The organism is Paenibacillus qinlingensis (assembly GCF_013204845.1).
GTDB classification, from domain to species: Bacteria; Bacillota; Bacilli; order Paenibacillales; family NBRC-103111; genus Paenibacillus_E; species Paenibacillus_E qinlingensis.
The window spans coordinates 166,669-192,688 of sequence record NZ_JABMKY010000008.1; the positions used below are offsets into that span (position 1 = coordinate 166,669).

The following is a 26,020-nucleotide window of genomic DNA, read 5'->3' on the forward strand; positions in this document are numbered from 1 at the left end:
TGGGTTTTCTAATTATAGAGAAACCATAAGTTCTATTCCAACCGATCCATCATTAAATCAAGCCCTTATTTGAGATAGCGAAGAACACTTCGGAGATAAAAAGACGGAACGCGGCCCAACTCCCCCCGAGATCTTACCTCGGTATGCCGCAATATTGATTGATAACTTACCGTGTGATAAATTGCATGAACGACCTCGCACAAGGACCACAACTCCTGCAACCTTTTCGTCGATTCAAATCCTGTCCATAGCTCCAAATATGCATCGCGCAGCCGAGTTCGAATCGAAGGATCCTTTTCCTGATAGATAAGGATCATATCCATGAAAGGATGAGCGACACACGCATCAGTCCAGTCGAAAAAGATAATGCGCCCATTACTGCTTGCCACATTCCCCATATGTAAGTCGCCGTGGACAAGCGTAGAGGGTACATCATATGTCGAAATTCGCTTGCACATTTCTGAAATCGCAGGAAGTTGCCTGCGAAGATCTCCGATCTCTTCCGATGTAAGCTTAGAAACAACAAGCTCGTCATCCAAAAGAAGATCAACCAGAGGAAGAAGCTTCTCGGGTTTTCGATTCGCGCATCCCAGTTGTATTAACTCTGCGGTGCGGGATACCATTTCAAGTTGAATTTTACCAAATGTTCGTAACAGCTTGATTCTTAGCTCCACTGTGGCATCCGAGCTTAGTTTTTCTCCTGCATCAGCAAGAAGCATCCACCCCTCATCAGGTTCAGATGCTAATATATTCGGTACACTATCGGGAAGTATTCCTGCCAAGTAAGTAAGGAAAGCTGCCTCTTGAGTAAACAAAGGCTGTTTAGCGTTAGTTTTAAAATATACGATTCCGTGAGTCGTGATGAGCCGCAGTACGCAGGAGAGACTCCACCACTTAACCTGTTCGGGAGGTTCAGTAAGTTGGAAACCAAGTCGCTGAAGCGAATCCTCGATCCATGACGTGGCTTTAGAGTACCATCCACTATGCTCCCAAGGCTGACGGTACTTCGGCACATACTCGCTTTCAGCCTCTAGAGAGTATTCATTAATAATTCCGTATTGATCCGACTGCATACCCGATAATTGCTCGACTCCACTCCATTTTTCATTTGGTTTGAGGTCGTCCATTGATGATTGCAAGCTTATCAACTCGAAGAATGCTTCTTTCCTACCACTGTGATTATTGTTCTGAATTCGTAAATAACGGTATGCTAAGACTGGACGCCCGAGTAATTGGGACATCTCACGCGTTACCAAGCTTGGAGTGAGCTCCTCTCGCTTCTTTGCAAAAAGAGTAGGTATGCTCCAACCTTCATTGACAGACTGTTTTACCGTTAGAAGACTACCAGTAGAGGGATTACGGAGCAGTCCATATATAACACATTCAATTTCATTTCCATTTAAATTGTTCATATTCTTCCCTTCATATGCAAACTAGATTACAAACATAAAATCGAGCTTTTAGCAAATATCATTTAACTCTTATTTCCAGTTAGTTGAACCCAACCGGCCGTGGTATGTACTACTTGGCCTGTAATCCGCTCAGCATCATCGGTTTCTAGGAACGATTAAACATATTAAGGCAAAACTCCCCATCTTGACCCCCTCTAGATTCATACAAATGTTTTCTATCACACAATTCCCTAAGCAATCCTCTTAAGTATATTCGCTTAAATTAACTTTTTTTCCTACATATTGTATTTAGAAATACCATCAACCTCTACCACGTTAAACTGCCCGTTAGGTGAGCGAAAGGCTGCCGGCAGGATCGGCAGCCTTTCGTTGCTGTTGTATTGAACAAACGTTACACTGCTAGTTGAGTCTTCAAATTCTGGTTTTTTTAATAATTGCTACTAATTACTCTGCCTCTGTTTTGAAATAAGAGTTCTGGGCTTTGCCCTGAATAAAATCAAGCCACAGATTAATAAAGTCACCCCTATTGTTTTTTGAATCGTAAAAGGGACCCTATCCAGTCCGAACCAGCCTGCGGAATCCCACCATAATGCACATAATAGCTGAGATGCCATGACGATCGAAATCGCGTAACTTGGTCCCAACAGTTTCACTCCTCTTACTATCCAAGTTACGACGCCAATCCCCAGTAAACCACTAAACCAGAACCATGATTGCATAGGTTTCAACGAAAAAAAACCGACTCCGTCAAACAATAATCCCATACTAATAGAAGCAAAGAATCCCATACCCAGCACAAGAGCCGTCGTAGAATGAGATCTCGCAGCTTCATTAACTTTACTGTTGAACATCGTTTGAACACTTATTAAGGAGCCTGCCGCCAAAGCCATCAAAATGCCCCATATCATGACTTCCTATCCCCATTCTCGTAAATATTTTGGCCAGCTACATCGGTTAGCCCCTTTCGATCTTTCACGATAAGTGTTCTTTTGCTCCGCTCAACCAGTCCTGATTGACTGAATTCCTGAAGAACCCGGTTCAAATGTCGGTAACTCGTCCCGATTAGGTTCGCTGTATCTTTCAAATTCGCCATGCTTACGCCTGAATATGCCCACTTCAAGTCCTCCGTTGAAATAGACAGTAGATAACTGGCGAGCCTGACTTCTACTGGATATAAAAGATTATAACTAAGAGATATTGATTTTAGGTAGAATTTGTGGGTCACCATGTCAAGCAAAAATCGTAGAAACGATACATCACCTTCATATTGGCTTAACCAACGCTTATGAATGCTGATCGTCTCTACAGGGGACACCGCTGTTACAGTATTGAGATTTTCCTTCCCTCTCAAACATTCTATTTCCCCAATTACCCCCAACGGGATAGTAAAATTAATTAGTAATGTTTTTCCATCCGTTGAGGTTGTATACACTTTTACCTTTCCTTTCACAAGAAAATGTATATACTGGGGTTCTTCACCTTGGAGGCACAGTGCTTCATCCGATTCAAAACGAAATAGGGCTAAATGTTGTCGTAATCCGTCAGGCAAAACATTTTCCAAGCCAAATTGACTGAGATATTGATTGATTCGATTCGTGTCCACGATCTCTTTCATAGCAATCGCCTCCTCCTTTATCAGGTATTCTATACATTATTATTTTAAACATAAGATCCCAATAACCATTAGCCCGACACCGACCCATTGTGATGATCTCAAGCGAAGTGGGACTGAGCCGAACCAACCAATTTTCTCCAATACTAAGGTTACTGTGATTTGAGAAATCAGCACTGCCGATACAGTTAATGCTGCACCATTTCGGTGAAACGCCGTTATGTTACTAAACAGGATAAAAGCTGCAAAGGCCCCACCAAACAGGTATGCTGGCTTCACCTGTTTAAGATTCCTCCATGACTTATCCCCGACCAACCAAACAAGTATTAATGCTGCTACAAATCCAGTACCCTGAGTAAGGGCAGCTGCCTGCCATGTTCCGATTCTTTCGCCGATGGTCGCGTTAGCCGCACCTTGTAAAGTCAGGAAAGCGCCGCCCAAACAAGAATATATGGCCCCTTTCATCTCCTATATTCCTCCCTTCATCTTCGCGCTTTTTCAATTTAACGATAAGTCAAGGTTCGGTAAAGGACATATGTCCTATTTGCATATTCAACAGATAAGCTCCAATTCAATTTAGTATCTACATCGAGAGGGTGATTTGTTAGCATGTGCTTCAGTTGGCAGAGAAAATTAATTATGAAAACGGTGTTAATATTTACATTATTCCTTAACTATACTGCCACGTTTAGCATAGCTATTTAATAGTACCGGATTTAACATCTCCGGTCCTTTTTAATTCGCATAATTATATTATTTTAAACTCACCATTAATTCCACTCTTCACTTTACCCCTATTTGTGATACGGGAACCGTATCACAAATAGGGAGCGATAATAAATTGCTGTTCTACCAAGCTCTGCTCTTTACACAAATGAACAAATAAGAAGCTGTCACGAGGTAGGCTCCTTAACTATCATTCTCTGTTAACTACTATCATTTGCAAAACCATTTAGATGTGGGAGTGTTTCTTACACATTTAATAATTGGTGCTGATCTATACGATTATAAAAAGCTCTTATATTCTCCGAGCGCACCATAATCTTACGATCTATAAGAACCGACTGAATGATCAGGTGGCGCGTAAAAAGTATCATTAATATCCATTTAACCACCCAAAATTCGATATCCAATTTCAAGGTTTCCACTCTTTCCTTCACTTTATACACGTGTTCAACTAGAAGTTTTCTCGATCAACGTATCTGTGCTAATGATCGTAATTTTCGTTGTACACGCCGTGTTTTAAATCTTGTACTCGAGAATGAGCTGCGGGCAAGTAGTTGAGTCCTTACTTCCACTGTATGCTAAGATAATTCGCTGAAAATTTAATATTCAACGAGACTACACGACTCCTCAATCAAACTCATATCTAACATTTTTAACGATCTGCCCTGGACGGGTTGTCGCTTGAATGGATGGATCCAGTTCATCGACTTCAAAGCCCGCTTCAGCTAGCATATCTAGTGCCACAGCACTTTCCGTTAGCACCGGCCACTCATTTGATCGTGTACACCATAAGGAGAAATGGTGTAATCTACGAATACTTCCGCAAGAAAGAAATCATGCCCATCAAATTTAATATTAGAGATAGCAATTTGCTCCGCAAATGATCTAGCCAGGCGATTTAGATAGCCAGCCTGCTCCATATAAGAGAAAAAGAATCCAAAACAGTTATCATGTAAGAGTACTTCGTTTCATAAGATCCAACTGTCTTCCCAGCAATATCTTTCAATTCCGACCTTTTCCGGCGCTACGCATTCGTTGGATATTTTATGTTCCCTGTTATCGCAATACGGTGCTCCTCTTCAGTAAAAACATAACCATCCATCATTCACGAGTATTTGCGCTACAAGCTTTGAACAGAAGTAGAGAGGCATGCCCTCCAACTTTTGTTAGGCCGTAAAAACCATTCTATAAATCATCAAGATACTCCTGTCTTATGATGTCTTCAATGTCTTCGTTAGCTTCTCATCCTTGTTTAAAATCGCATCACCAAGTGCTGCAGTATACAATGCCTTCTCTTATCTGCAATTGGATAAAAACGAAAAAAAGCCAAGAGTTCGGAATAAGACAATAGGAATCCTTATCTAATTCTGCCTCTAAGGCTTATAACTTACTGGTTAATAGCTACAATGAGCAAATGATTTAGAGCTAGTTTACCATATTGAGTAAACAAGGTCGACGTTTTACATTCTAATTGCATCTTACTTGAGAGTATATATTGTTACACTGGCCCTGAAAATTAAACAGCAGCGGATACATAAAAAAGACAGTGAACGTATTAGGTCTTCTCCCGTTCCCTAGAAACGGCATCAGATCAATTAAACTGTTTTTTTTGAGTAAAAGGAAGAAGTATTTCTCATGATGTTCTAATGAATTTTTAGCGAGAGTTAGTATATCGGCTTTCTCAAATGGTTATAAATTGATTAAAAGTGAGGCGAATATCGATCCTCATGACGAAACAGTACCAAATGACTACTCAGCAGGAACTTATTGAAATTGTTCAAGCTTTTTATCGAGCAAAGATAATGGAACGCTGCATTGAAGTTTAATTGAACTTCTAAAAAATATGGAACATGGAAATGCAAATTCTGATTCGGAATGGATTGCCAACTTCTTCGTCATGGGCTACTTAAAGCAAGCTTTATTCCAAACCGGACTAACGCGAACTTCGTGAACTTGTTCGGTATCGCCGCTGCATCATTGAAGACAGATCTAGACAACATCATCAGATTCAAAAGGTGCTAGAAGGCGCAAACATTAAGCTTGGCTCTGTTGTCTCGGATATTAGGGGTGTCTCTTCACGTGCTATGCTTCGCGCTATTGCTGATGGCGAGGATGATCCTCAGAAGTTAGCGAACTTCGGCGGCGCACCCTGAAGAAGAAATAGTACGAACTTGCTCGCTCTTCAAGGATATGCAAACCCCTACCAATGTCTTATGAATTAAGACAATTTTAACTCATATTGTTTTTTTGAGTAAACAGGTTAAACTCTCAATACGGAAGTTGCTGCGCGGGTAGAATCTTTTCAAGAGGATGTGGAACGTTTAGATTCAGTCCCTGGTATTATCACGCGAATGGCAGAGCAGAAGATCCTTGCGGAAATTGGAACGGATATATCGAAGCAATTGCCCAGTGCAGCTCATTTATGTTCTTGGGCTGAATTAGTACCTGGACATCAATGAAAGTGCAGGAAAAAAGAAATCTCTCCTAACTCGTACCTATATTCTAAACTATTCTACACTTTGCTGACGCTTTTCAAAAAATGAATGAAATGCGCTTTCTTCAGTGATGCCTTTTTCTGCGACTACTAGCTTAATTTCATGGGAGCTTAATAAAAAGTTCTCATTATATATACTTTATATAAAATCGTAAAGTAGGTGTAAGGCTTGATTATAGAGACTGATCGGTTAATTTTACTTGAATTTAATCCTGGAGATTTTCAAGAGGTTCACAAATATGCTTCTGATGTTGAGGTTTGTAGATACTCCGAATCGGGGACCAAACAGACTTGAAGACACAATAGCGTTCATCGAAGAAGTTGTTAAAGATACTAATGTATTAATCGAAGCCTGTAACTTAGGATCGCAAGGGGAACTTGGTTATAGCATAAATCGTGACTATTGGGGTTTTGGTTTTGCTACGGAGGCTACTAAAGCAATGATCAACTTAGGATTTAAGGACCTGAAACTTCATCGTATCTATGCAACTTGTAGACCAAACAATGTAGGCTCTTATCGGGTTTTGGAGAAAATCGGCATGCGTAGAGAAGGTCACTTACGTGTAGATAGATTCTTCAAAGGAAAATGGCACGATTCATTTCTATATGCAATTTTGCGTTCCGAAGTAAAAAATGAATAAAATTAAATTTGCATCGTCTATTAAACATGTAGTGCCCTTCCTTATTTATTTGACAGGGTGTCAGTTCTCCAAGTTTGAGCAATAGTATAAAATCTGCTAGGTTAAAAATCATAGTTATACATTAACTCTGCTGCTTTTGAAAAACTTATTACTAACTCTCTTTGTACTTCTTTCTTGCTCAAGCTTTCTTCAATTATATTAAGAAGTTCATATACATCCATTGCGTTAGTACAAAAACTTGTAATACCAAATACCATTATTCCTGGCATTGAAGGTAGAATACCTTTTTCAACTATCCCTCTAATTTGACAAATATCAACTCCTAAAATTTGTGCGACGTCTTTTCTAGATAATCCTTTAATTTCTTTTTATAGGAAATATAACATGAAACGATCAGCGCTCTCTCTGTGTACATAACCCGACTTCCAATAAGGAGTAGTGTCTATGCAAATGGCATCGAAAACGGCGATCAAAGCTATGATCCAACTAAAGAAGACTGGTTTAAAGCTGTTACTGAAAATAAAAACTGCAAATTTATTCATCCTCCTGTCCCAGATGAGAAAATGTCCAAATTCTTATCATCCAACCAAGTGCAGTACTCCATTTTGTCAGAAGAAAATAAAGTTGTAAACTGGAATTGTTGATCCTATGAGGATTCCTCAATTACTAATCGTCAGGCTCAGAATAAAAAGTATTAAACAGACTCGATTTTTGAATCAACGGCAACCCTAACTGAAAAATAAAGTATTAGACTACCGCTTGGTTATTGAACTAACGTTACCTCATTTTGAGGATGTTTTTCTTGGCTTCGCTTTTGATTTTCTGCTATTTGCTGGCTTTGATATCCGTATGCGATACTCGTTTTTGACCCTTATTGTTCGCTCGTATTGTAAACCCAAGGAATTCCGCCTCTCGTTTTCACAGATTGATAATTTGCGATTTCTCTGGTGAGATGTCGAGTTTCAGGCGATCTTTCAGATACAGAATTACCGCATGATACCACCTCTGGGCCGATCTCCAATCTCTACAAATGATTTTGAACTCATCGGCGTAACGCACCAGATAGCCTTCTTTCAGACTAGTCCGTAATTTTCGCAGCCCTTTCCCCAGTTCTCGATTTGAACGGTTGCGTCAGCGAAAAGAATTCCCATTGACCAGCCACCCAATGATGAGGTCACTCAGTACAATATTCGAGAGCAATGTTGACAACAAGCCCCTTTAGGTATTCCTTCCCCCTCGATTTCAGCTTTTAGCATTTTGGAGAAGCATGCTAGAACCATTCTATCTTGGATACCCACGTTCCAAAGTTGCTTCATGAGCAATGCATGGTTGACATTGCCAAAAAACCAATATGTCGATGTCTACTACAAATTGCATCGACGCCTGATTGATGAGAAATCGGACTCTTGCCATGGCATGGTGTGTCGATCGAATGGGTCTGAAACCATAGCTATGCTTGTAAAATTGAGCTTCAGCTATGGGCTCAAGGACTTGCTTAAAGCACCGTTGAATGATGCGGTCGAGGATGCACGGGATGCCTAGCGGTCTCATCTTACCGTTATCTTTTTTGATGAGCTTCCGTCTGACGTTCTTGGGGAGATAGTTTTTCAGTTTGTTTTGGATTTCACTAACTAATTCGTATTCGGGTCGTTGTTCGATGTCTTTGATGGTTAGTCCATCTATTCCTGGTGTCTTTGATCCTTGATTAGACTTTATCGTGCGATAAGCCAGAAAAATATTTTCTCTAGAAGTGCCGATCTCATAGAGATGTGAAAATGTTTCTTTGTTTTCTGATCTTTCATACAATCCGTAAAAGAGTCCGTCATGCTGTAATACTCCCAATTTCGTAAAGCTTGCACTGTGGCACCCCTCCTTGACGAAGCGATGTCCCCACATTCCTACCTGATCGATGCAATTCACGCATGGAAAATGATCGTTCTTTTCGATTAGACTTGGGGCAACGTCCCTTGTTTTCCAAATCCCATAAAGCCTAGCTATCTTTTCTGAACTTAGGTGCTTCCTCTAAGCCTGTGAGATTAATGCCACCATAGTTCGGCATAGCGTATTTCATAGGCGAAAGTCTTACTTTAAGCCGCTCACCCCATCATTTGATGGTACATACGTTTCCGCATGCTCTAACTGTAGACCTGTACCTTCGAAAGTTCGTCAGTTCTCTTCTGTGCGAGCATTCTCACCATATTTAGTTTTTCAGCCGCGCGAAATACATTGGCATACCTTTTCTAGTAAGATGGCTTCAGCCTTCGTTCTGTCGAATCTAACTGTACTTCACACCTCATGTTCTGCTAAACATGACGCGTGCAGGAGTATTGTCGGGATAGTTTCAGGATACATGGTTCCGTCATTCCCATCTTCGGTTTTAAAGTTAAGATTACTGTTGTAATCTTCTGCTTTTCACACTGATTGGTGCTTGTAGCAGAAGTTGTCGTACTTCACCGTTAACTCTGCAAGCAAGAAGCCGCCGCCGCAGATCATCAATTTTTCTAGCAATAACAGGTGTTTTTAGTTAATCGAGAGGCACTAGCTTGGAGCAATAGAAGATCATAAGTGGCAACGACGCCCCCCTGCAAACTGAACTTATCCTCGTATTCCTTATACATGTTGGAGAACAGCCGTCTCAAGCTGAGACCACGGATAGAAGCAGCCTCTGATGTACTGGCTCCCATCGCTTTAACCGAAAGGAGAAACTCTCTTACTGAAGCATACTTTTCTCTTTGAATCGAGCATTCAGAGTGGATACTTGAAAATCCTGATTCCTTGAGCAAGTTGTACCATTCATTTGTCGATAGAAACGACAGTCCGTGCCGCTGCGGCTCCAATCCGCTGGCTCGATAAACTTCATTAAAAGCTTTATGCATTTCATAGAATGTATCAGGCCCGAATGTCGTGAATATCAACATGCCTCCAGGACGAAGCAACCTCCTAACGTGAGCAAGTGTTTGCCTAGGATTGCTTAGCCATTGAAAGCAGGCGTTAGAGACGATGAGATCAAACGAGGCCATCGGAGCATCTGGCGCCCACATCTCAACATCAGCATGAAGAAAGCGTAAACGATCCGATGTAATTTCCCCAATTAAGTTCGCTTCAGCTGAAAAGACACGCTGTTCAGCCAATTTGATCATCTCTGGCGCAATATCAAGTGCAGTAATACTCGCGCCAGGCCATCGATTTACTAGAAACTCGGTCAGTGTCCCCGTGCCGCAACCGATCTCAAGAATATTGAGACCAGCTACGTTACCTTTGTTCTCCCACCTTATGAAGGAGTCTGCAAGGCGATCTGACATTATACGCTGAACATGAGCGTGAGCGTCATACGAATTTGCACTTCGGTTAAATTGACGTCGAATATTACTTATTCTACTGCTCATGCCACCATCTCCTCAGTTCATCGGCTATTTGATCTTCCCTACCTAAGAATGGGGCATGCCCGCAGGCAGGTATTGTAAATAACTTTGCTTTAGGTAACTGGGCCATAAGTTCCATTGCAGCGCTGTAAGGACAAATACTATCCTCATTCCCGTGCACAAGAAATACCGGACAGGTAATGCTCTCCAGTTGAGATAGGCATTCCTCGTTTCGCAAGATCTGAAGACCTGCGACTAGCGCTGGGGTTGTCCAGCTACCGATTGGGGGAAGGCTTCCGCCTAGATCGGCCTCCCATTCTGATTCCGTAAACATGAGTTGTCGGAAATTTGCTTCAACAACTTGTCGATCCTTAATAATTCCTGTAATCATCTTCCTGACGTATGTATCTACCCAACCGAGGTCAGTCTCTTCTTTTGAACGAGTAAACCGGGCTGATGCGGCGAACAACACAAGGCCATCAGCGAACCCTTTACCCGCTAGTCTCAGTGCAAGTAAACCTCCGAGAGACCAACCTCCAATCAACAGAGGACCGTGGGCGGCCCTTGTACTAAAAGCCGCTCCATCCAAATTCATAACATTTTTAGCTGCTATTTCAGTCAGGATCAATATTTTCTCTGGAGAATCTGCATCACTGTAATCTATGGAAATATGATGAAAATCAGGCAACAACTCACGAAGCCGGTCAAAAACCGCATCCGGCATGCTCCAACCGCATAACCATAAAATGGTACCATTCGCCTGCTGCTGAGTTAACACTGAATTAATATCCAATTCAATCATGAACTCAACACCCCTAGTCTAAGTCCGATGTTGTGGATGCGTGCGACTACATTGGTCAACTCCGTATCCGTGTGAACAACTGACAAGGAAAAGCGAATGCGCGCTGTGCCATCAGGCACAGTAGGTGGACGGATGGCAACCGCTGCGATCCCCTCTTCTTCAAGAGCACTGCTAAAGCGCAAAGCCGTATCGTTATCGCCAACGATTAATGGTACAATTGGGGAGTCGCCGCCACCAATGTTAAACCCGGCGTCAAAAAGCAAGAACCGAAATAACCTGTTTGCCGCATAAAGTCTTTCTCGACGCCAGTGTTCCTCTTGTACCAAAATTAACGCCTTTGAAATGCCAGCTACGATAGAAGGAGGCAACGCAGTTGAATAAATGAGTGGTCTAGCCTTGTTCACCAGCCACCGAATTAGTGTACTGCTGCCACAGATATAGGCGCCATAAACACCGAACGATTTACTGAATGTTCCCATATGAATATCCACATCATTCTGCAGCCCGAGTTCATGGCATAATCCCTCACCTCGCTTACCGTAGATCCCCCCGCTATGTGCCTCATCCACCATAAGCATCGCTCCGTACTCGTGTTTGAGCGCAACAAGTTCATCTAATTTCGCTTGGTCGCCATCCATGGAGAACACAGCATCTGTAACAATCAACTTGCGCCGTTTATCACGATACTTATTCAATAACGTACGCAAATGTTCCATATCGTTATGTCGATACCGGGCGTGCTCCGCACGGCTTAATACAATGCCATCCACAATACTCGCATGGTTCAACTGATCGCTGAAAACAACATCTCCTCGGCCTACAAGCGCACTAATTACACCAGAATTAGCCATGTAGCCATTTGCAAAAACTAGCGCAGCTTCGCAATTCTGCCAATCGACTAGTGCCTCTTCGAGACGAACATATGGCAACCGGTTACCTGTCACAAGGCGTGATGCGCCTGAGCCAACTCCTTCCGTGAGCAGAGCCTCGCTCATCACTTCCAGTATGGCAGGATGCTGGGAGAGTCCAAGATAGTCATTGGAGGACATGTTGAGTAACACTTTTTCTCTATGCACCGTATAGCCAGGAGCTCCCGATACTGAACTACTTGCATGCAAGGAACGCTCCAAGGAAGCATCAGCCAATAATTCTAGTTCTTTTTCCATCCAGTTCATGCTCGACACCGCCTTAAAGGGCATTTATTTCAATCTCGAAACCCAAATCTTCAATAATTTGATGATCAGTCGATACGTCTTGGCCCGCTGTCGTTAAATAATCACCTACAAAAAGTGAATTTGCGGCGAACAGTGACAAAGGCTGCAGTGTGCGGAGGTTGACCTCACGACCGCCAGCCACGCGGATTTCTTTTGACGGACAAATGAAACGAAATAGAGCTAGTACCTTCAACGCTTTCATTGACGATGTGCGTCCTGCATGTTCCAGAGGTGTTCCCGGTATCGCATTTAGAAAATTAATTGGAATCGAATCCGCATCAAGTTCACGTAGCGCATAGGCCATTTCAACAATTTCTTGATTTGTCTCGCCCATGCCGATAATGACACCAGAGCAAGGAGACATGCCGAATGTTTTTACCTTCTCCACGGTTTCAACACGTTGATCATAGGTATGGGTCGTCGTGATGGATGCGTAGTTAGCTTTGCTCGTGTTCAAGTTGTGGTTGTAGCGATGTACGCCAGCTTCTGCAAGCCGTTTCGCTTGATCGTCCTTGAGAATGCCTAGACATGCACAAATTTTTAGCGGCATTGTTTGGCGAATTTCTCTAACCGCGTCCACTACTTGATCTAGCTCCTTGTCTGTTGGTCCCTTCCCAGCCGCTACGATGCAATAGGTTCCGGCTTTGCGTGCCAGCGCTTCACGTGCGCCTGAAAGCAACGTGTCTTTATCAAGCAGGGTGTATTTCTTAACTGGTGCCGTGGAAACGATCGATTGTGAGCAGTAGCCGCAGTCTTCAGGGCAAAGGCCGCTTTTGGCGTTGATGATCATATTCAGCTTCACTTTTTTACCGTAAAAATGTTTTCTCACATTAAACGCAGCCTGCATGAGTAACAATAACTCATCATCCTCGGCTTCGAGCACAGCTAGCCCTTCCTTCAACGTTAAACATTCTCTATGCAATGCTTTCTGGGCAAGCGATTGCCACTCCATCTCTGCTGAAATTGTTTTCATCTCAATCATCCTCCCATAAGTTGAACTGCAAATGCCTCTCTGATAGGCGTGATTTGTATTGTGTTTCGTAACGTATGTATTAACGTCTCTGAAGTCGCTTCGGCTTTTAAATGTGGAAACCGACCGAGGACCTCAAGGCCACCGTATTGTTCAATTAGTTCTGCATTCGTAGCAACACTCGGATCGTCATTTAGCTCTGTTAATTCTCCATCGTTTAAAATGACACCAATAATCGGGATACCGTGATTCAGAAGGAATGCAGCAGTCAAAAGTGTGTGGTTAATGGTTCCGAGGCTAGAGCGGGCTACAATTAGAACAGGTATCCCAAGCTCTGAGATTAAATCCACCAAGAGGGCGTCTTCGGTCAGCGGTACAGCTACGCCGCCGGCGCCTTCGACGAGCAGCGCCTCATAACGTTTGGTAAGTGGTAAGCCAGCTGCGATTAGCTCCTTCAGCGTAAGGTTCACACCTGCTTGCTTAGCAGCGAGCATCGGCGTAAGCGGAGCTTCAAATGTAAATGGCGCAACTGCCTCTGGCCGTTCTTTGAGTCCCGTTATTTTCAACAGACGCTCAGCATCGGTAAGTCCGCTACCAAGTGGTGCACCAGACTGAATCGGCTTCCAGACACCGGCATTTAGCCCCTCAGAACGGAGCATAGCGGTAATAGCTGCCGTTATGACCGTCTTCCCCACGCCAGTGTCCGTGCCTGTCACAAATAAGCCTCGTACCGTCTCAGTCTCACAGTTCACTTTGTTCATGCTAACTCAACCATCTCGGTGACTTTTATTATCGATTCCGACAAAATATGTATCATGGCATCCAGCTCAGCTTCACTACTAGTAAGCGGAGGGATGAAGACAATTACATTCCCGAGTGGTCTTGTTAGCATGCCAAGTTCTCTGGCCTGCTGACTCGTACGAACGCCGATTCGATCTGCCCAATCGTATGGCTTTCGTGTAACCTTATCCCGTACAAGTTCTATTCCGATCATCAGTCCCTTTTGCCTTATTTCACCGACGTGTGGGCGCTCCTTAAGCGCTGCTAGCTTACGCTCGACAAATATTTCCTTTGCCCTCACTTCTTCGACCATGTTGCGTTCTTCAAACAGCTTCAAGCTGGCCAATGCAACGGCACAACCAAGCGGGTTCCCTGTATAAGAATGACCGTGGAAGAATGTTTTCTGCTCCTGGTAATCGGCGTAAAACGCTTCATACACCTCATCCGTCGCAAGCGTCGCTGCCACTGGCAAATAGCCCCCGGTCAACCCTTTCCCAATCACCATCAAATCTGGTGAAACATCTTCGAGATCACAAGCGAACATAGCCCCCGTTCGACCGAAACCGGTCGCCACCTCATCAGCGATGAGCAAAACGCCATACTTGCGGCACAGCTTTGCCATCTGGCTTAAACAGCCAGGCGGCATGACTATGATGCCACTAGCCCCTTGCACTATCGGCTCTACAATGAGAGCCGCAATCTCATCTGCCCGTGTCTCGAGGAAATTGCGTAGTGCGGTCAGTGTATCTTCCATTGCCTTCGTCTCACCGCCGTCATATCGATAAGCGTAGGGATACGGAATGACGTGCGAAGGAAATAGCATGGGGCGAAACACGTCATGGTAAAGAGGTATTGCACCGACACTTACTGCTCCAACTGTATCACCGTGGTACGCTTGATTCATCGTGATAAACTTCGTTTTACCCCGTATCCCCTTGTTATGCCAGTATTGAAACGCCATTTTGACTGCGATCTCGACACCAGTTGCTCCAGAATCTGAGTAAAACACTTTGTTTAATCCTTCCGGCGTGATTCCCACCAACTTTTCGGCAAGCTCGATTGCTGGTACATTGGCCATTCCGAGAAGTGTGGAATGGGCGACTCGCCCTAACTGTTCCGTGATCGCCTGATTTAGCTCTGGCACGTTGTGCCCATGTACATTGAGCCAAACTGATGAGAAACCGTCATAATAAGCGCGTCCTTGGACGTCATATAGCATGATGCCTTCACCGCGTTCAATAATGAGTGGATCAGAGTTATTGTAGTCTTTCATTTGAGTAAAAGGATGCCATAAGTGATCCTTATTCATGGCAGCAAGCCGTTCGTAATCCGTTATCAAAATTATCACCATCCCTTGATTTTTAATTTTTATCGTCAACCAAAATATATTTTTTTGGTTGACAATCGGGTGTGGTCATTTTAGCAGACAGGGGCGCCAATGTAAAGAGGATTCAAAGTGTAAGATTGAAGATTGACATTATACAGAACAACCTGAAAACTTCAATCCTAAGTTCTAATCGTTACAAAAATTCCTACAGCTGATAAGAAAATTTTTTGTCCCGTGACCAGCAACACACTAAAGATAACGAGGAATCGAAGTACGCAAAAGACTAAGATATATAACATCAAAAACCCTTCTGCTCGGATCACAAAAGGGTCAATCTGGGAGTATTTAGAGTGTGAATTAAGAATTGTTATTTCGCTAAACTCCCGTTATCCATGCAGCGCGCGAAACCAGCGCTGCACCACAGAGGATGAAAATGGATAAAATCCGTCAATACTTCTACTACGGCTGGGTGAGGAAGGTCAATCAACTATGGTGCGTTAGAGCCCATCCGTTAGTCTGACTCCACCGACCACGGTGCATCACAGAATGTCGCTCCTTCGGGAAGCACTCATGGTAGATTAATCCTTTTTGGTTGTTGCACCAGCCCATAATTCAGGTCGTAGAAAGGATAATTTCAATGGATATACTTATTGAGCGAGCATGTGGCATGGATGTTCATAAGGATTCTATTACTGCATGTACGATGACACCCGCAGGAAAGGAGATTCAAACATTTTCTACTAAAACAGTATTTCTCCTACAGTTAATTGACTGGATTAAGAAGCATGGGTATACCCACGTAGCGATGGAGAGTACAGGCGTATTCTGGAAACCAATTGTTAACTTATTAGAAGCTGAAGATATTGAGTTTCTTGTCGTGAATGCTCAGCATATGAAAGCTTTGCCTGGACGTAAAACGGATGTCAAGGACGCGGAATGGATTGCCCAACTTCTTCGTCATGGACTTCTGACAGCTAGTTTTATACCAAACCGAATTCAACGAGAATTACGTGAATTAGTTCGTTATCGCCGAAGCATTATTGAAGAACGTGCCAGGCAACATAATCGAATTCAAAAAGTGCTAGAAGGTGCAAACATTAAACTTGGCTCTGTGGTTTCAGATATTATGGGAGTCTCGTCTAAGGACATGCTTCATGCCATCGCAGAGGATGAAGATGACCAAAAAAAACTAGCCAGCCTCGCTCGGCGATCAATGAAAAAAAATGATGAACTCGAGCTCTCTCTTCGAGGTTACGTTAACCCACATCAACGAATGATGCTTAAAACCATTTTAGCCCAAATCGATTTCCTTACTGAGCAGATTGAGATGTTAGATCAAGAGGTTTGGCAGAGAGTCATCTCAAATCAGGAAGACATAGAGCGATTAGATTCTATACCAGCGATCGCCACTCGAATGGCTGAACAAATCTTGGCTGAAATAGGAACAAATATTGAAAAACAGTTTCCAAGCGCGGCACACTTGTGTTCATGGGCAGCACTCATACCTGGACATAATGAGAGCGCAGGCAAAAGGAAGTCTTCTAAAGGAAAGAAAGGAAATAAATATCTAAAATCTGCATTAACAGAAGCAGCACATTCCGTAGGAGCCTCCAAAAACTACCTTGGTGCTATGTACAGGCGAACATCAGCACGAAAAGGCAGGAAAAGAGCAGCTATTGTAGTAGCACATGCCATGCTAAGAATCGCTTATTATCTGCTGACAAGAAAAGAAATGTATGTAGATTTAGGTGAGGATTATTTTGATAATCAAAAACTTGGATCTATCGTAAGGAATTCAGTGCGAAGACTTGAAACCTTAGGCTATAACGTTACAATTTCTGAAGTCTCCTGATCTACTGATTACCAATATCCTAGGCGCTGCACATTTTAAAAAACATTAATGAACTGCGTCTTCTTTCATAGTTTAATGATTAAAGCCTGTAATAACATTATGCTAAAGCATCTGGGGTTTCTCATTAACGAACATCAATAGCGAAGAAGCACCTTGCTGATTTTCCTGATTTCATGACAATTGCAAGTAAACCAACAAATATTCCTTTTTCAGAAGGAACTTTGATATTACCTCTCATGGGCATCAGCTCGGTAACAGGTTCCCATGAAAAATTATAAATTTCGCTCTTCTTATTGATGATGTAATTAAACTCTTCGGTATTTTCAAGATGAATGGATATGTCCGTATTTGGAGCGAATACTGTCGGCGTCAGGGCAGCTTTGTTCACATCCGAACTGGGTAAATCACTTGACGTTGGAAGAAGAGTAGTTTTTTACCGTCAGGGGCCTTTACTTCAGGAATTGTTTCTGTGTCCGATTCATCTGTTATGTTAATTGAATTTTGTACAGGTGCCCGAACTGAACTATTGGAGACGCATGCAGTCAACGTTAATAGTGACGTTAAGAAAATAATAAAGAATTTTAAGTTCATAATTGTGCTCCTAGGATTTTGAGTTGGTACTACCATTATTTTATTCTTAAATTCGGATTATACCACACATGTTTCAAGTTTCCCCGTTATCTGTCACTGTTGAAGTAATCTTCCAGTTCGTATTATGAGGTCACCAGATATTTCTGGTAGACCTCATTTTTGTGTGGTCTTAAGATAGCGGTAGCCGGGGATCGAGCGTATCTGCCCGTGGGACTTTGATCCCGAGAGCTATTCTGTTCATCCCCCCTACTTGTTCAACCATGGTTAGGCTGGTTGGGACATGAATCCCGTATCACATGCGATAGTGTGGAAAACAAGAAGGTTAGGGGCTGCCGGTGAGAATACTACAGGAGTGATGTTATGAATCCAGTCATTGGTTTGGATGTTTCAAAGGGTGAGAGCCATGCACAAGCTTTTTTAGATCGTGGAGTACCTCATGGGAAGATTTTTAGGTTTAGTCATGATATTGAAGGTTTAGCTTCATTTTTAAATTATATTAGAGGATTGGAATCGGCTGCAGAGATGCCTCCCACCATTGTTATGGAAGCGACAGGCCATTATCACAGTCCCGTCGTTCAGTATTTGGACGAGCAACAGTATCTGTACATCATAATTAATCCGTTAATCTCGCACGAAGCCAAAAAAACCAATTTGCGACGGGTGAAAACAGATGCCGCTGATGCTTATCAACTTTGGACACTGTTTTATAAAGAGGAGTTTGAACCCTACAAAAAACGGGGTCAGCATCTCATGAATTTACGCTATTTAACACGACAATATGAATCTTTAACGGGTATCTATGTTCAAGCAAAACTACAATTCCAGTCAATTCTGGATCAGGTTTTTCCCGAATATCATGGCGTGTTTGGTGATCTTTATTCTAAAGTTTCCCTTCGATTTCTGGCCTTACACCCGACATCTAAAGAGGTCCTAGAAATGTCCGATAATGAAATTGCAACAGCGATCGGGCGACTCACTGGGCGTGGCAAATCCGCATCGTGGTGTTTGGAACGTGCACAAAGCCTGGCAGCTGCGGCAAAGCGAAATCCATTTAAGGAGACGGCTTTTCCAAGCCACTTGATCTCCTTGCAGTTGCTCATCAAGTTGCTTCTTCAATACCAGGAGCATCTAGCAACCTTTATTAAATCGGTAGATGCTCTGGCAGAAGAGTTACTAGAATATGAATTAATTCAATCGATACCCGGTATTGGCACTAAAATTGCTGCAACAATTTTGGCTGAAATTGGGGAAATCGATCGGTTTGATCACGCAAAGAAACTGGTGGCCTTTGCTGGCGTTGATCCAAGCGTTTTTTCTTCAGGCAAGTTTACAGCAATCCAGAATAGAATCACTAAGCATGGCTCCAGAAGACTTCGTACTGCCCTGTATCAAGCTGTACGATGTGGTATCCGTAGCAATAGAAATAAGAAATTAAGGGCTTATTATGATAAGAAACGTGCTGAGGGAAAGCTGTTCAAAGTAGCTATAATTGCTTGTGTGAATAAACTCATCCACTGGATTTTTGCTACTAAGGAAGCGTTCCGTTTAGAGTAAGTCATGAAAGCTAGAAATATATGGAATATAATTCCGTGCTTTATGGGACGGTAATTTCCCATGCACTTTTTTAAGTATATCACTTCATGAATCCATCATTAATAATTAAGTATTGACAAGCTATTAGCTGGAATAGTGGAGTGACGAGACCATGAAAACCAGGTGAGCATGAGATTAACTCGATGAATAAACGCTAGGTTTCTGTCCACTAAATGACCTCAATGATGCAGAAACCATCGTTGAAGCTCTTCCCAAATCGCTGTAACTTCATGTTGAAAGGCAATGGGCTGATCTTTGGTCATCATATCGAGTGTGTTACATAAAATTTCAATATTTTTCAGTTAAACATTGCGCTCACCACGTTCCACTCCCCCAATATACGTTCTGTCCAGTCCAGAGAGAGAGGCAAGCATGTCTTGAGACATATTTGATCGTTGTCGTAATTCTTTAAGACGTAGTCCAAAGTCTTGCATATAAGTAACATCCTTCTGGTTAATGGGGATAAATCAATCCTAAGCTACATGGCGCGCAGAGTCGACGAACTATTAGTATCATTTCCATTGAATAATAAAAAAGGTTGTGAAGGACGTATGTCCAAAATTTTTCATGAAAAACGGGCCAATAGAAACTGCTCCATAGGCCCGTTTATTAAGAATTATTTTCTTGCACTATGCTCAAGTAATCTTCTCAACACTACTGCAGCTAGCGCACGCGTCGTGATCCCTCCGGGCTCAAAGCTTTCAGCGGTTACACCCCATCATGAAACCTTCCTTAATTGCCAGAGTGACATCGGCTTTAGCCCAATCTTGTACACTACTGCTGTCAATGAATGGGTCCAGCGAAGCAGAGTCCCCTGACGAAGTACTGCCGAGTCCCAAGAATCGATAAGCATGGCCAATCATCACAGCCATTTGCTCGCGAGTGATCGCCTCTTCTGGCGCAAAACGCTCCAGATCTACCCCATCTATGAGTTCCTTGGATACAGCCTTCTGAACAGCCTCATAGTACCAAGCATTGGTATCGACATCGCCAAACTGCGTCTTCCGTCCAATGCTGTCTTCCTTACTTTATCAGCAGTTTCACCCAAGTTATTTAAATCCGCAGCTTCGTCACTCCCACATTCCGGAATTTCTAACTTTGACCGTAAACGCAGTATAAGCTACCGAATCCGATCTACCGGTAGCCTCCATTCTAATGCTATTAAACTAACGTTCTAATAATGTTTAAGGGAGTTTTACTTATTTATTGCCGAATTCGTTAAGCTATATCGGTTTTGGGGCACCGGCAAATTCAAATGAGCACGAAGCGTATCACCTTCGTATTCAGTACGGAATAATCCCTTCTCCTGCAAAAGAGGAACGACCAGATTCACGAAGTCCTCCAAATTGCTCGGCAAAAGCGGTGACATCAACATAAACCCATCTACCGCTCTTTCAACAAACCATCTTTCTAAATTATTTGCGATTTTTTCAGGAGTTCCTACAAAATCGTTGACGGTATATGAACCAGTTAATAAAGAGTAAAGTTCTCTAAGCGTTGGGTTCTCTTTGATAACGAAAGGACGAAAATTTTCATATTCGATTCTTACACCAGTCAATTCGCCAAATCCAATATCAAGCGATTTGGTTTCCAGTGTATGCTCACTCAAATCCAAGCCTCCAAAATAATCGGTTAGAAACTTTAAGCCTGTTTCATCGGTTATTAAAGATTCTAAGTAGGCAAGCTTCTGCTGTGCAATGTCCTCTGTAACTCCAATAATTGGTGAAATCCCCTGCAGAATATGCACCTCATCAGAGGATCGGCCAAATGAGACAACCTTGCTTTTGAATGAACGATAAAATTCTTGCGAGTCCTCTAGACTATTTTTATGGGAAAAAATAACCTCCGCACTCCTCGCTGCAAACAGTTGTCCTGACTCTGAGGATCCGGCTTGCACCAGCACAGGATGGCCTTGTTTAGAACGATGTATATTTAATGGCCCCTGCACCGAGAAAAACTCGCCTACATGTCCTAGCTTGTGAAGCTTACTGCGGTCAAAAAACTGGCCGCTTTCTTTGTCCCGGATAAAGGCGTCGTCCTCCCATGAATCCCATAAGCCTTTGATTACATCTACAAATTCTTCAGCCCGTTTATATCGATAGCTGTGCTCATAATGCTCAGAACCATTAAAATTCAAAGCTGTATTACCAGATAAATCTCTGGTCGTAACAACATTCCATCCAGCTCTGCCTTTGCTGATATGATCGACGGACATGAATTGACGTGCTAAGTTATATGGCTCCACATAAGAGGTAGAGGCTGTCGCTACAACTCCAATTTTTGAGGTTGCCCCTGCTAACGCTGTAATTAAGGTAATAGGTTCATAACGTGTCAAAATATTCGGATGCGATTCTTCATTGATTGCTAGGCTATCCGCAATAAAAGCGAAATCGAACTTCCCTTGCTCCGCGATTCCAGCCAAATGTTTGTAATAGTCAATATCTATGCTGGCATTCGTCTGAGAGTCGGGATGTCTCCAAGATGCAACATGCATGCCTGTTCCTACTAAATAGGCGGACAGTTTTATTTGTCTTTTACGAATCATGAGGCCTCCTCCTTTTAAATACAAGTAATTCAATAGATTTAATGTGTTATAATTTACCATTCTCTCGTTTTTCCGTCAATACCCTGATTCCATGCTTGAATCACTGCATAAGAAATTATCTTGACACATTTTTGAAAATCATATAAATTAAACTAACACTATCGGATTAGTAGGTATTGAGGAGGATTACATAATGATTGCTATAAAAAATCTTAATAAAACATACCGAACTTCTAAATCAATCTTCACTGCGTTAGAGAATGTCAACCTTGAAATTGATAAAGGCGATGTTTTTGGCATCATTGGCTTTAGTGGCGCAGGTAAATCGACGTTAATTCGGTGTCTCAATCGGCTGGAGGAGCCCGATTCTGGGAGCATTGAGATTGAGGGCAAGATCATTACTGATCTGTCAGAGAAAGATCTGCGCCTGGCCAGACTGAAAATCGGCATGATTTTTCAACAGTTTAATCTTCTTGATTCTAAGACCGTGTTTGAAAATGTTGCTTTTCCCTTAAAAGTTGCAGGGCATCCTAAGAGCTACATTCACCAGCGTGTTAGAGAAATACTGGATCTTGTGGAGCTGGGTGACAAAGAGAATTCCCATCCATCGCAATTGAGCGGAGGTCAGAAACAGCGCGTTGGCATCGCCAGAGCTCTCGTGAATGAGCCAGACGTGCTGCTCAGTGATGAAGCGACATCATCCCTTGATCCTCAAACGACCTACTCAATCCTGGAACTGCTAAAAGACATCAACCGTAAGCTTAATTTGACAATTGTGCTAATCACCCATGAACTCGATGTACTGCAGCACATTTGCAAAAACTTTGCAGTCATTGAGAATGGCAAAATCGTTGAGCAAGGATCCGTTGACAAATTTTTTCTCCATCCAGAAAGCGACACTGCCAAAAGGTTTGTTAAAATTACGGATTTCTACCGGAACCAGTATCAAGTCAAGGAGAGGGTGAGCGTTAGTATATGATTGAGGAATTAATCGAATTAATTTGGCCAGCTCTTCTAGAAACACTCTTTATGCTGTTCTGGTCTTTCTTTTTCGCATTAATTATTGGCTCTGCACTTGGCGTCACTCTGGTAGTAACTGAGAAGGGCGGCATTCTCGAGGCTACGAAGCTCCATAAAGTCATTAGTATAATCATAAATTGCATTCGCTCTATTCCATCAATCATACTAATCGTTCTGTTGCTTCCTTTATCCCGTTTGATTGTCGGAACCTCTTTGGGACCTACAGCAGCTATCGTGTCACTTTCGATCGGTATTGCGCCTTTCTTGGGAAGGATTATCGAAACATCGCTTAAGGAAGTTAGCACAGGTAAAATAGAAGCGGCAAAAGCCGTTGGCGCTACCCCTTTTATCATTATTTTCAGAGTGCTCATTCCTGAAGCCCTGCCAGCGCTAGTACGCGGAGTAACAATTGCCATTATCGCAATTACTGAATTTACTGCCATTGCCGGAGCCATCGGGGCCGGAGGACTGGGAAGTTTGGCAATCCGCTTCGGTTACCAGAGATTTCGTGAAGACGTACTTATCGCAACAGTGATTATCATTATTCTTCTTGTACAGATTTTTCAGTGGACGGGAGACTACATCTCTAGGTCCATTCATAAAAAACGCTTCAAGCCTGATTAAGCTATCGGTTTCATAGCATTTTCAAATACACATATAGAAATAGGAGTGAGAAATTCATGATTAAAAAAAGATTATTTTCAATTGTTTCATTATCCGTCGGTTTTAGTGTTATCCTTGCTGGGTGTGGTGCAAAAACCAGCACTGAAGCATCAAACAGCCCCAAAGTTTCCGCAGCAGCGGCAGCAGCCCAAAGTAGCGCTCCAACAGAAGCGCCAAAAAAAGAAGTTACTTTAACAATAGGATCAGCGGAAATCCCTCACTCAGAAATCCTTAATTTCGTTAAACCGAAGCTGAAGGAACAAGGTATAAACCTTCAAGTTAAAGTTACGGATGAAGATCTCTTGAATCAGCTACTTAAAGATAAGCAAATCGACGCGAACTACTTTCAACATGTGCCTTACTTTGATTCAGTTAAAACTGAAAAAGGCTTCGACTTTGTAAATCCGATTAAAGTTCACGTAGAGCCTATCGGCTTCTACTCCACCAAGCTCAAATCAAAGGATGAAATTAAAGAAGGTGCGAAAATCGGCATCCCGAATAACCCATCCAACGAATATAGAGCTCTTGTGCTTCTTCAACAGCAAGGTTTAATTAAGTTAAAAGACGGTTTATCCACTTACCAAGCAACACCTAAAGACATCGTCAGTAATCCGAAAAACCTGAAATTTGTAGAAGCAGAAGCCCCTACCTTAGCTAGATCTTTACAGGACCTTGATGGCGCAGTTATTAACACAAACATTGTTATTGAAGCTAAAATTGATCCAAAAACTGCCCTGTTCAGAGAAGATGCAAACTCTCCTTACGCCAACGTAATTACCGTTCGCAAAGGTGACGAAAACAGAGACGAAATTAAAAAATTAGGTGCTGCTTTGACCTCCCCTGAGGTGAAGAAGTTTATCCTAGACAAGTATGGAGTTGCGGTAGTTCCCGCATTCTAATTAATTAAATGTAGAAAAAGCGTCCTTCAAGCCGCACTGCTTAGAGGACGCCTTTTTCAGTTATTATGGATGAATTAGATTCGATAGTGGATAGCGGTAATCATGCTATTTCCCTCTCACCGCTTCAGACTGCCGAATATAACGGTTCACTGGTACTTTTAAACCTAGATTGCCTCGTAGCGTATCACTTTCATATTCCTTACGAAAAATTCCGCGTTCCTGCAGCACAGGCACAACCAGATCGATAAAATCGGAAAGTCCGTTCGGTACGAATGTCCTAATGGTGAAGCCATCCGCTGCTCCGCCCTCGAACCATTGCTGGATGAGATCAGCTACCTTCTCCGGCGTCCCGATGAAATTACTTCTCGGTGTTGATGCCCGCAGGGCAACTTGTCGAAGTGTGAGACCCTTTTCCTTCGCCTCTTGTTTAATGCTGTCTGTCGTACTGCGGAAGCTGTTGCTGCCAAAGTCGCCGAGATCTGGAAACGGATCATCCAGAGCATGCTGCGAGAAGTCATAATGCTCAAAATAACGACCCAAATAATTCAGTGCCTGTTCAATTGTAACAAGTTCCACAATTTCCTGATATTTGCGCTCTGCCTCCGCTTCAGTTCTGCCGACAATCGGGCCGATTCCTGGAAAAATCAGAATCTCACCCGGCTGACGACCGTAAGCCGCAGCTCTGCCTTTTACATCTTGATAAAAATCACGCGCTTGCTCGAATGTCTCGTGTCCTGTATATATCGCGTCCGCCGACTTGGCAGCAAGATTTTTGCCAGAATCCGATGACCCTGCCTGGAAAACAACTGGGTACCCTTGCTTGGAACGAGCAACATTCAGAGGCCCTTGAACAGCAAAATGTTTGCCCCTATGGTGAAGCGTGTGAAGCTTAGCGGGATCGAAGAATACCCCGCTAGTTTTGTCTCGAACAAACGCATCATCCTCCCACGAGTCCCAAAGCCCTTTTACAACCTCAAGATGCTCCTCAGCAATTTCGTAACGCAGCGAATGATGTGGATGCTCGCCCTTGTCGAAGTTAAGCGCCGAGCCTTCCAAAGGTGATGTGACTACATTCCAGCCCGCTCTTCCTCCGCTAATAAGATCAATGGAAGCAAACTGTCTGGCCACTGTGAACGGCTCGCTGTAGGAAGTAGATAAGGTTGCAACCAGACCGATATGAGTCGTTGCTTCACTTAGGGCCGACAGCAGTGTAAGCGGCTCAAAACGGTTCAAAAAATGCGGATTAGACTTTTCATTAATATACAAGCCATCAGCGATAAACAAGAGATCGAATTTTCCCTGCTCAGCCTTACGGGCCTGCTCTTTATAGAATGCTAAATTAACGCTTGCATCGGTTGGCACTTCGGGATGCCTCCAAAAGGATATACTATTTCCGACTCCGTTTAAACTAGCTCCCAGCTTTAGTTGTCTCCTGGACATGGTAGTGACTCCTTTTGCCCAATTATACCAATATATATAATCGGATTTAATTTAATAGAATTACTATATATCAACAG

General features: G+C 42.8%; 26 protein-coding genes and 1 pseudogene. 6 read left to right on the forward strand and 21 right to left on the reverse strand.

The genetic code is table 11. The annotated features are described in order from the left end of the window. Window positions 1-65: 65 nt before the first annotated feature. The 5 genes from HQN88_RS16960 to HQN88_RS38105 form a co-directional block, all read right to left on the reverse strand. On the reverse strand, window positions 66-1,412 hold the full coding sequence (locus HQN88_RS16960) for an aminoglycoside phosphotransferase family protein (RefSeq protein WP_173114366.1): 1,347 nt from the start codon (window positions 1,410-1,412) through the stop codon (window positions 66-68). 440 nt (window positions 1,413-1,852) lie between these two features. After that, window positions 1,853-2,320 carry a DMT family transporter gene (locus HQN88_RS16965; RefSeq protein ID WP_173114369.1) on the reverse strand — a complete coding sequence of 156 codons (468 nt, stop codon included), beginning with the start codon at window positions 2,318-2,320 and terminating at the stop codon, window positions 1,853-1,855. Then, the gene (locus HQN88_RS16970) at window positions 2,317-3,027 is read right to left on the reverse strand and encodes a Crp/Fnr family transcriptional regulator (RefSeq protein ID WP_173114372.1); all 711 of its coding nucleotides are present in this window, start codon (window positions 3,025-3,027) and stop codon (window positions 2,317-2,319) included. Before HQN88_RS16970 ends, HQN88_RS16965 begins: the two co-directional genes overlap by 4 nt. A 39-nt stretch (window positions 3,028-3,066) precedes the next feature. Next, window positions 3,067-3,489 carry a DMT family transporter gene (locus HQN88_RS16975; RefSeq protein ID WP_173114376.1) on the reverse strand — a complete coding sequence of 141 codons (423 nt, stop codon included), beginning with the start codon at window positions 3,487-3,489 and terminating at the stop codon, window positions 3,067-3,069. A gap of 888 nt (window positions 3,490-4,377) precedes the next feature. Then, a complete protein-coding gene (locus tag HQN88_RS38105; RefSeq protein ID WP_274319533.1) occupies window positions 4,378-4,512 on the reverse strand; it encodes a hypothetical protein in 135 nt (44 codons plus the stop codon). A gap of 1,971 nt (window positions 4,513-6,483) precedes the next feature. On the opposite strand from HQN88_RS38105, the gene HQN88_RS16980 reads away from it, so the two are divergent. Then, window positions 6,484-6,885 carry a GNAT family N-acetyltransferase gene (locus HQN88_RS16980; RefSeq protein ID WP_246320285.1) on the forward strand — a complete coding sequence of 134 codons (402 nt, stop codon included), beginning with the start codon at window positions 6,484-6,486 and terminating at the stop codon, window positions 6,883-6,885. A 101-nt stretch (window positions 6,886-6,986) separates the two neighbouring features. Here HQN88_RS16980 and HQN88_RS16985 read toward each other — a convergent pair whose 3' ends face one another. From HQN88_RS16985 to bioA, 9 genes are all read right to left on the reverse strand, one after another. After that, on the reverse strand, window positions 6,987-7,154 hold the full coding sequence (locus tag HQN88_RS16985) for a hypothetical protein (protein ID WP_173114379.1): 168 nt from the start codon (window positions 7,152-7,154) through the stop codon (window positions 6,987-6,989). Window positions 7,155-8,166: 1,012 nt separating this feature from the next. After that, complete coding sequence (locus HQN88_RS38410; protein ID WP_337995200.1) at window positions 8,167-8,436, reverse strand: reverse transcriptase domain-containing protein; 270 nt, start codon at window positions 8,434-8,436, stop codon at window positions 8,167-8,169. A gap of 161 nt (window positions 8,437-8,597) precedes the next feature. Further along, window positions 8,598-8,744: a hypothetical protein gene (locus HQN88_RS38415; protein ID WP_337995201.1), complete on the reverse strand. Its 147-nt coding sequence runs from the start codon at window positions 8,742-8,744 to the stop codon at window positions 8,598-8,600. Between the two features lie 642 nt (window positions 8,745-9,386). After that, window positions 9,387-10,271 (reverse strand): malonyl-ACP O-methyltransferase BioC, encoded by an 885-nt coding sequence (gene bioC, locus HQN88_RS16995; protein ID WP_173114382.1) that lies wholly within the window; start codon window positions 10,269-10,271, stop codon window positions 9,387-9,389. After that, on the reverse strand, window positions 10,261-11,049 hold the full coding sequence (locus tag HQN88_RS17000) for an alpha/beta fold hydrolase (protein WP_173114385.1): 789 nt from the start codon (window positions 11,047-11,049) through the stop codon (window positions 10,261-10,263). Before HQN88_RS17000 ends, bioC begins: the two co-directional genes overlap by 11 nt. After that, window positions 11,046-12,224: an 8-amino-7-oxononanoate synthase gene (gene bioF, locus HQN88_RS17005; protein WP_173114388.1), complete on the reverse strand. Its 1,179-nt coding sequence runs from the start codon at window positions 12,222-12,224 to the stop codon at window positions 11,046-11,048. The genes HQN88_RS17000 and bioF overlap by 4 nt, the downstream gene beginning before the upstream one ends. A 13-nt stretch (window positions 12,225-12,237) precedes the next feature. Then, window positions 12,238-13,236 carry a biotin synthase BioB gene (gene bioB, locus HQN88_RS17010; RefSeq protein ID WP_173114391.1) on the reverse strand — a complete coding sequence of 333 codons (999 nt, stop codon included), beginning with the start codon at window positions 13,234-13,236 and terminating at the stop codon, window positions 12,238-12,240. A gap of 5 nt (window positions 13,237-13,241) precedes the next feature. Beyond that, complete coding sequence (gene bioD, locus HQN88_RS17015) at window positions 13,242-13,994, reverse strand: dethiobiotin synthase (protein WP_173114394.1); 753 nt, start codon at window positions 13,992-13,994, stop codon at window positions 13,242-13,244. Further along, on the reverse strand, window positions 13,991-15,364 hold the full coding sequence (gene bioA, locus HQN88_RS17020) for an adenosylmethionine--8-amino-7-oxononanoate transaminase (RefSeq protein WP_173114397.1): 1,374 nt from the start codon (window positions 15,362-15,364) through the stop codon (window positions 13,991-13,993). The genes bioD and bioA overlap by 4 nt, the downstream gene beginning before the upstream one ends. Window positions 15,365-15,977: 613 nt before the next feature. Between bioA and HQN88_RS17025 the strand changes: the two genes are divergently transcribed. After that, on the forward strand, window positions 15,978-17,192 hold the full coding sequence (locus tag HQN88_RS17025; RefSeq protein ID WP_173114400.1) for an IS110 family RNA-guided transposase: 1,215 nt from the start codon (window positions 15,978-15,980) through the stop codon (window positions 17,190-17,192). Between the two features lie 124 nt (window positions 17,193-17,316). On the opposite strand, the gene HQN88_RS17030 is transcribed toward HQN88_RS17025, so the two are convergent. Beyond that, window positions 17,317-17,580: a hypothetical protein gene (locus HQN88_RS17030; protein WP_173114403.1), complete on the reverse strand. Its 264-nt coding sequence runs from the start codon at window positions 17,578-17,580 to the stop codon at window positions 17,317-17,319. Continuing rightward, the gene (locus tag HQN88_RS17035; protein ID WP_173114406.1) at window positions 17,577-17,783 is read right to left on the reverse strand and encodes a hypothetical protein; all 207 of its coding nucleotides are present in this window, start codon (window positions 17,781-17,783) and stop codon (window positions 17,577-17,579) included. The genes HQN88_RS17030 and HQN88_RS17035 overlap by 4 nt, the downstream gene beginning before the upstream one ends. 360 nt (window positions 17,784-18,143) lie before the next feature. Here HQN88_RS17035 and HQN88_RS17040 point away from each other — a divergent pair, with 360 nt between their 5' ends. Beyond that, window positions 18,144-19,337 carry an IS110 family RNA-guided transposase gene (locus tag HQN88_RS17040; RefSeq protein WP_173114409.1) on the forward strand — a complete coding sequence of 398 codons (1,194 nt, stop codon included), beginning with the start codon at window positions 18,144-18,146 and terminating at the stop codon, window positions 19,335-19,337. Window positions 19,338-19,678: 341 nt separating this feature from the next. Here HQN88_RS17040 and HQN88_RS38110 read toward each other — a convergent pair whose 3' ends face one another. From HQN88_RS38110 to HQN88_RS17055, 4 genes and pseudogenes are all read right to left on the reverse strand, one after another. Further along, entirely contained in the window at window positions 19,679-19,810 is a 132-nt protein-coding gene (locus HQN88_RS38110) for a helix-turn-helix domain-containing protein (protein WP_173114412.1), read from the reverse strand. 267 nt (window positions 19,811-20,077) lie between these two features. Next, on the reverse strand, window positions 20,078-20,248 hold the full coding sequence (locus HQN88_RS37690; protein WP_246320286.1) for a hypothetical protein: 171 nt from the start codon (window positions 20,246-20,248) through the stop codon (window positions 20,078-20,080). 6 nt (window positions 20,249-20,254) lie between these two features. Then, a pseudogene (locus HQN88_RS38675) lies at window positions 20,255-20,389 on the reverse strand (S-layer homology domain-containing protein); the annotation flags it as partial. Window positions 20,390-20,571: 182 nt separating this feature from the next. Then, window positions 20,572-21,921, reverse strand: a complete 1,350-nt coding sequence (locus tag HQN88_RS17055; protein ID WP_173114415.1) for an LLM class flavin-dependent oxidoreductase — start codon at window positions 21,919-21,921, stop codon at window positions 20,572-20,574. A 193-nt stretch (window positions 21,922-22,114) separates the two neighbouring features. Between HQN88_RS17055 and HQN88_RS17060 the strand changes: the two genes are divergently transcribed. From HQN88_RS17060 to HQN88_RS17070, 3 genes are read left to right on the forward strand one after another with little or no spacing between them, the layout of a single operon-like run. After that, window positions 22,115-22,900 carry a methionine ABC transporter ATP-binding protein gene (locus HQN88_RS17060; RefSeq protein ID WP_173114418.1) on the forward strand — a complete coding sequence of 262 codons (786 nt, stop codon included), beginning with the start codon at window positions 22,115-22,117 and terminating at the stop codon, window positions 22,898-22,900. Further along, the gene (locus tag HQN88_RS17065) at window positions 22,897-23,565 is read left to right on the forward strand and encodes a methionine ABC transporter permease (RefSeq protein WP_173114421.1); all 669 of its coding nucleotides are present in this window, start codon (window positions 22,897-22,899) and stop codon (window positions 23,563-23,565) included. Before HQN88_RS17060 ends, HQN88_RS17065 begins: the two co-directional genes overlap by 4 nt. A 56-nt stretch (window positions 23,566-23,621) precedes the next feature. Next, window positions 23,622-24,503: a MetQ/NlpA family ABC transporter substrate-binding protein gene (locus HQN88_RS17070; protein WP_173114424.1), complete on the forward strand. Its 882-nt coding sequence runs from the start codon at window positions 23,622-23,624 to the stop codon at window positions 24,501-24,503. A 105-nt stretch (window positions 24,504-24,608) separates the two neighbouring features. Here HQN88_RS17070 and HQN88_RS17075 read toward each other — a convergent pair whose 3' ends face one another. Continuing rightward, entirely contained in the window at window positions 24,609-25,943 is a 1,335-nt protein-coding gene (locus tag HQN88_RS17075; RefSeq protein WP_173114427.1) for an LLM class flavin-dependent oxidoreductase, read from the reverse strand. Window positions 25,944-26,020 lie beyond the last annotated feature (77 nt).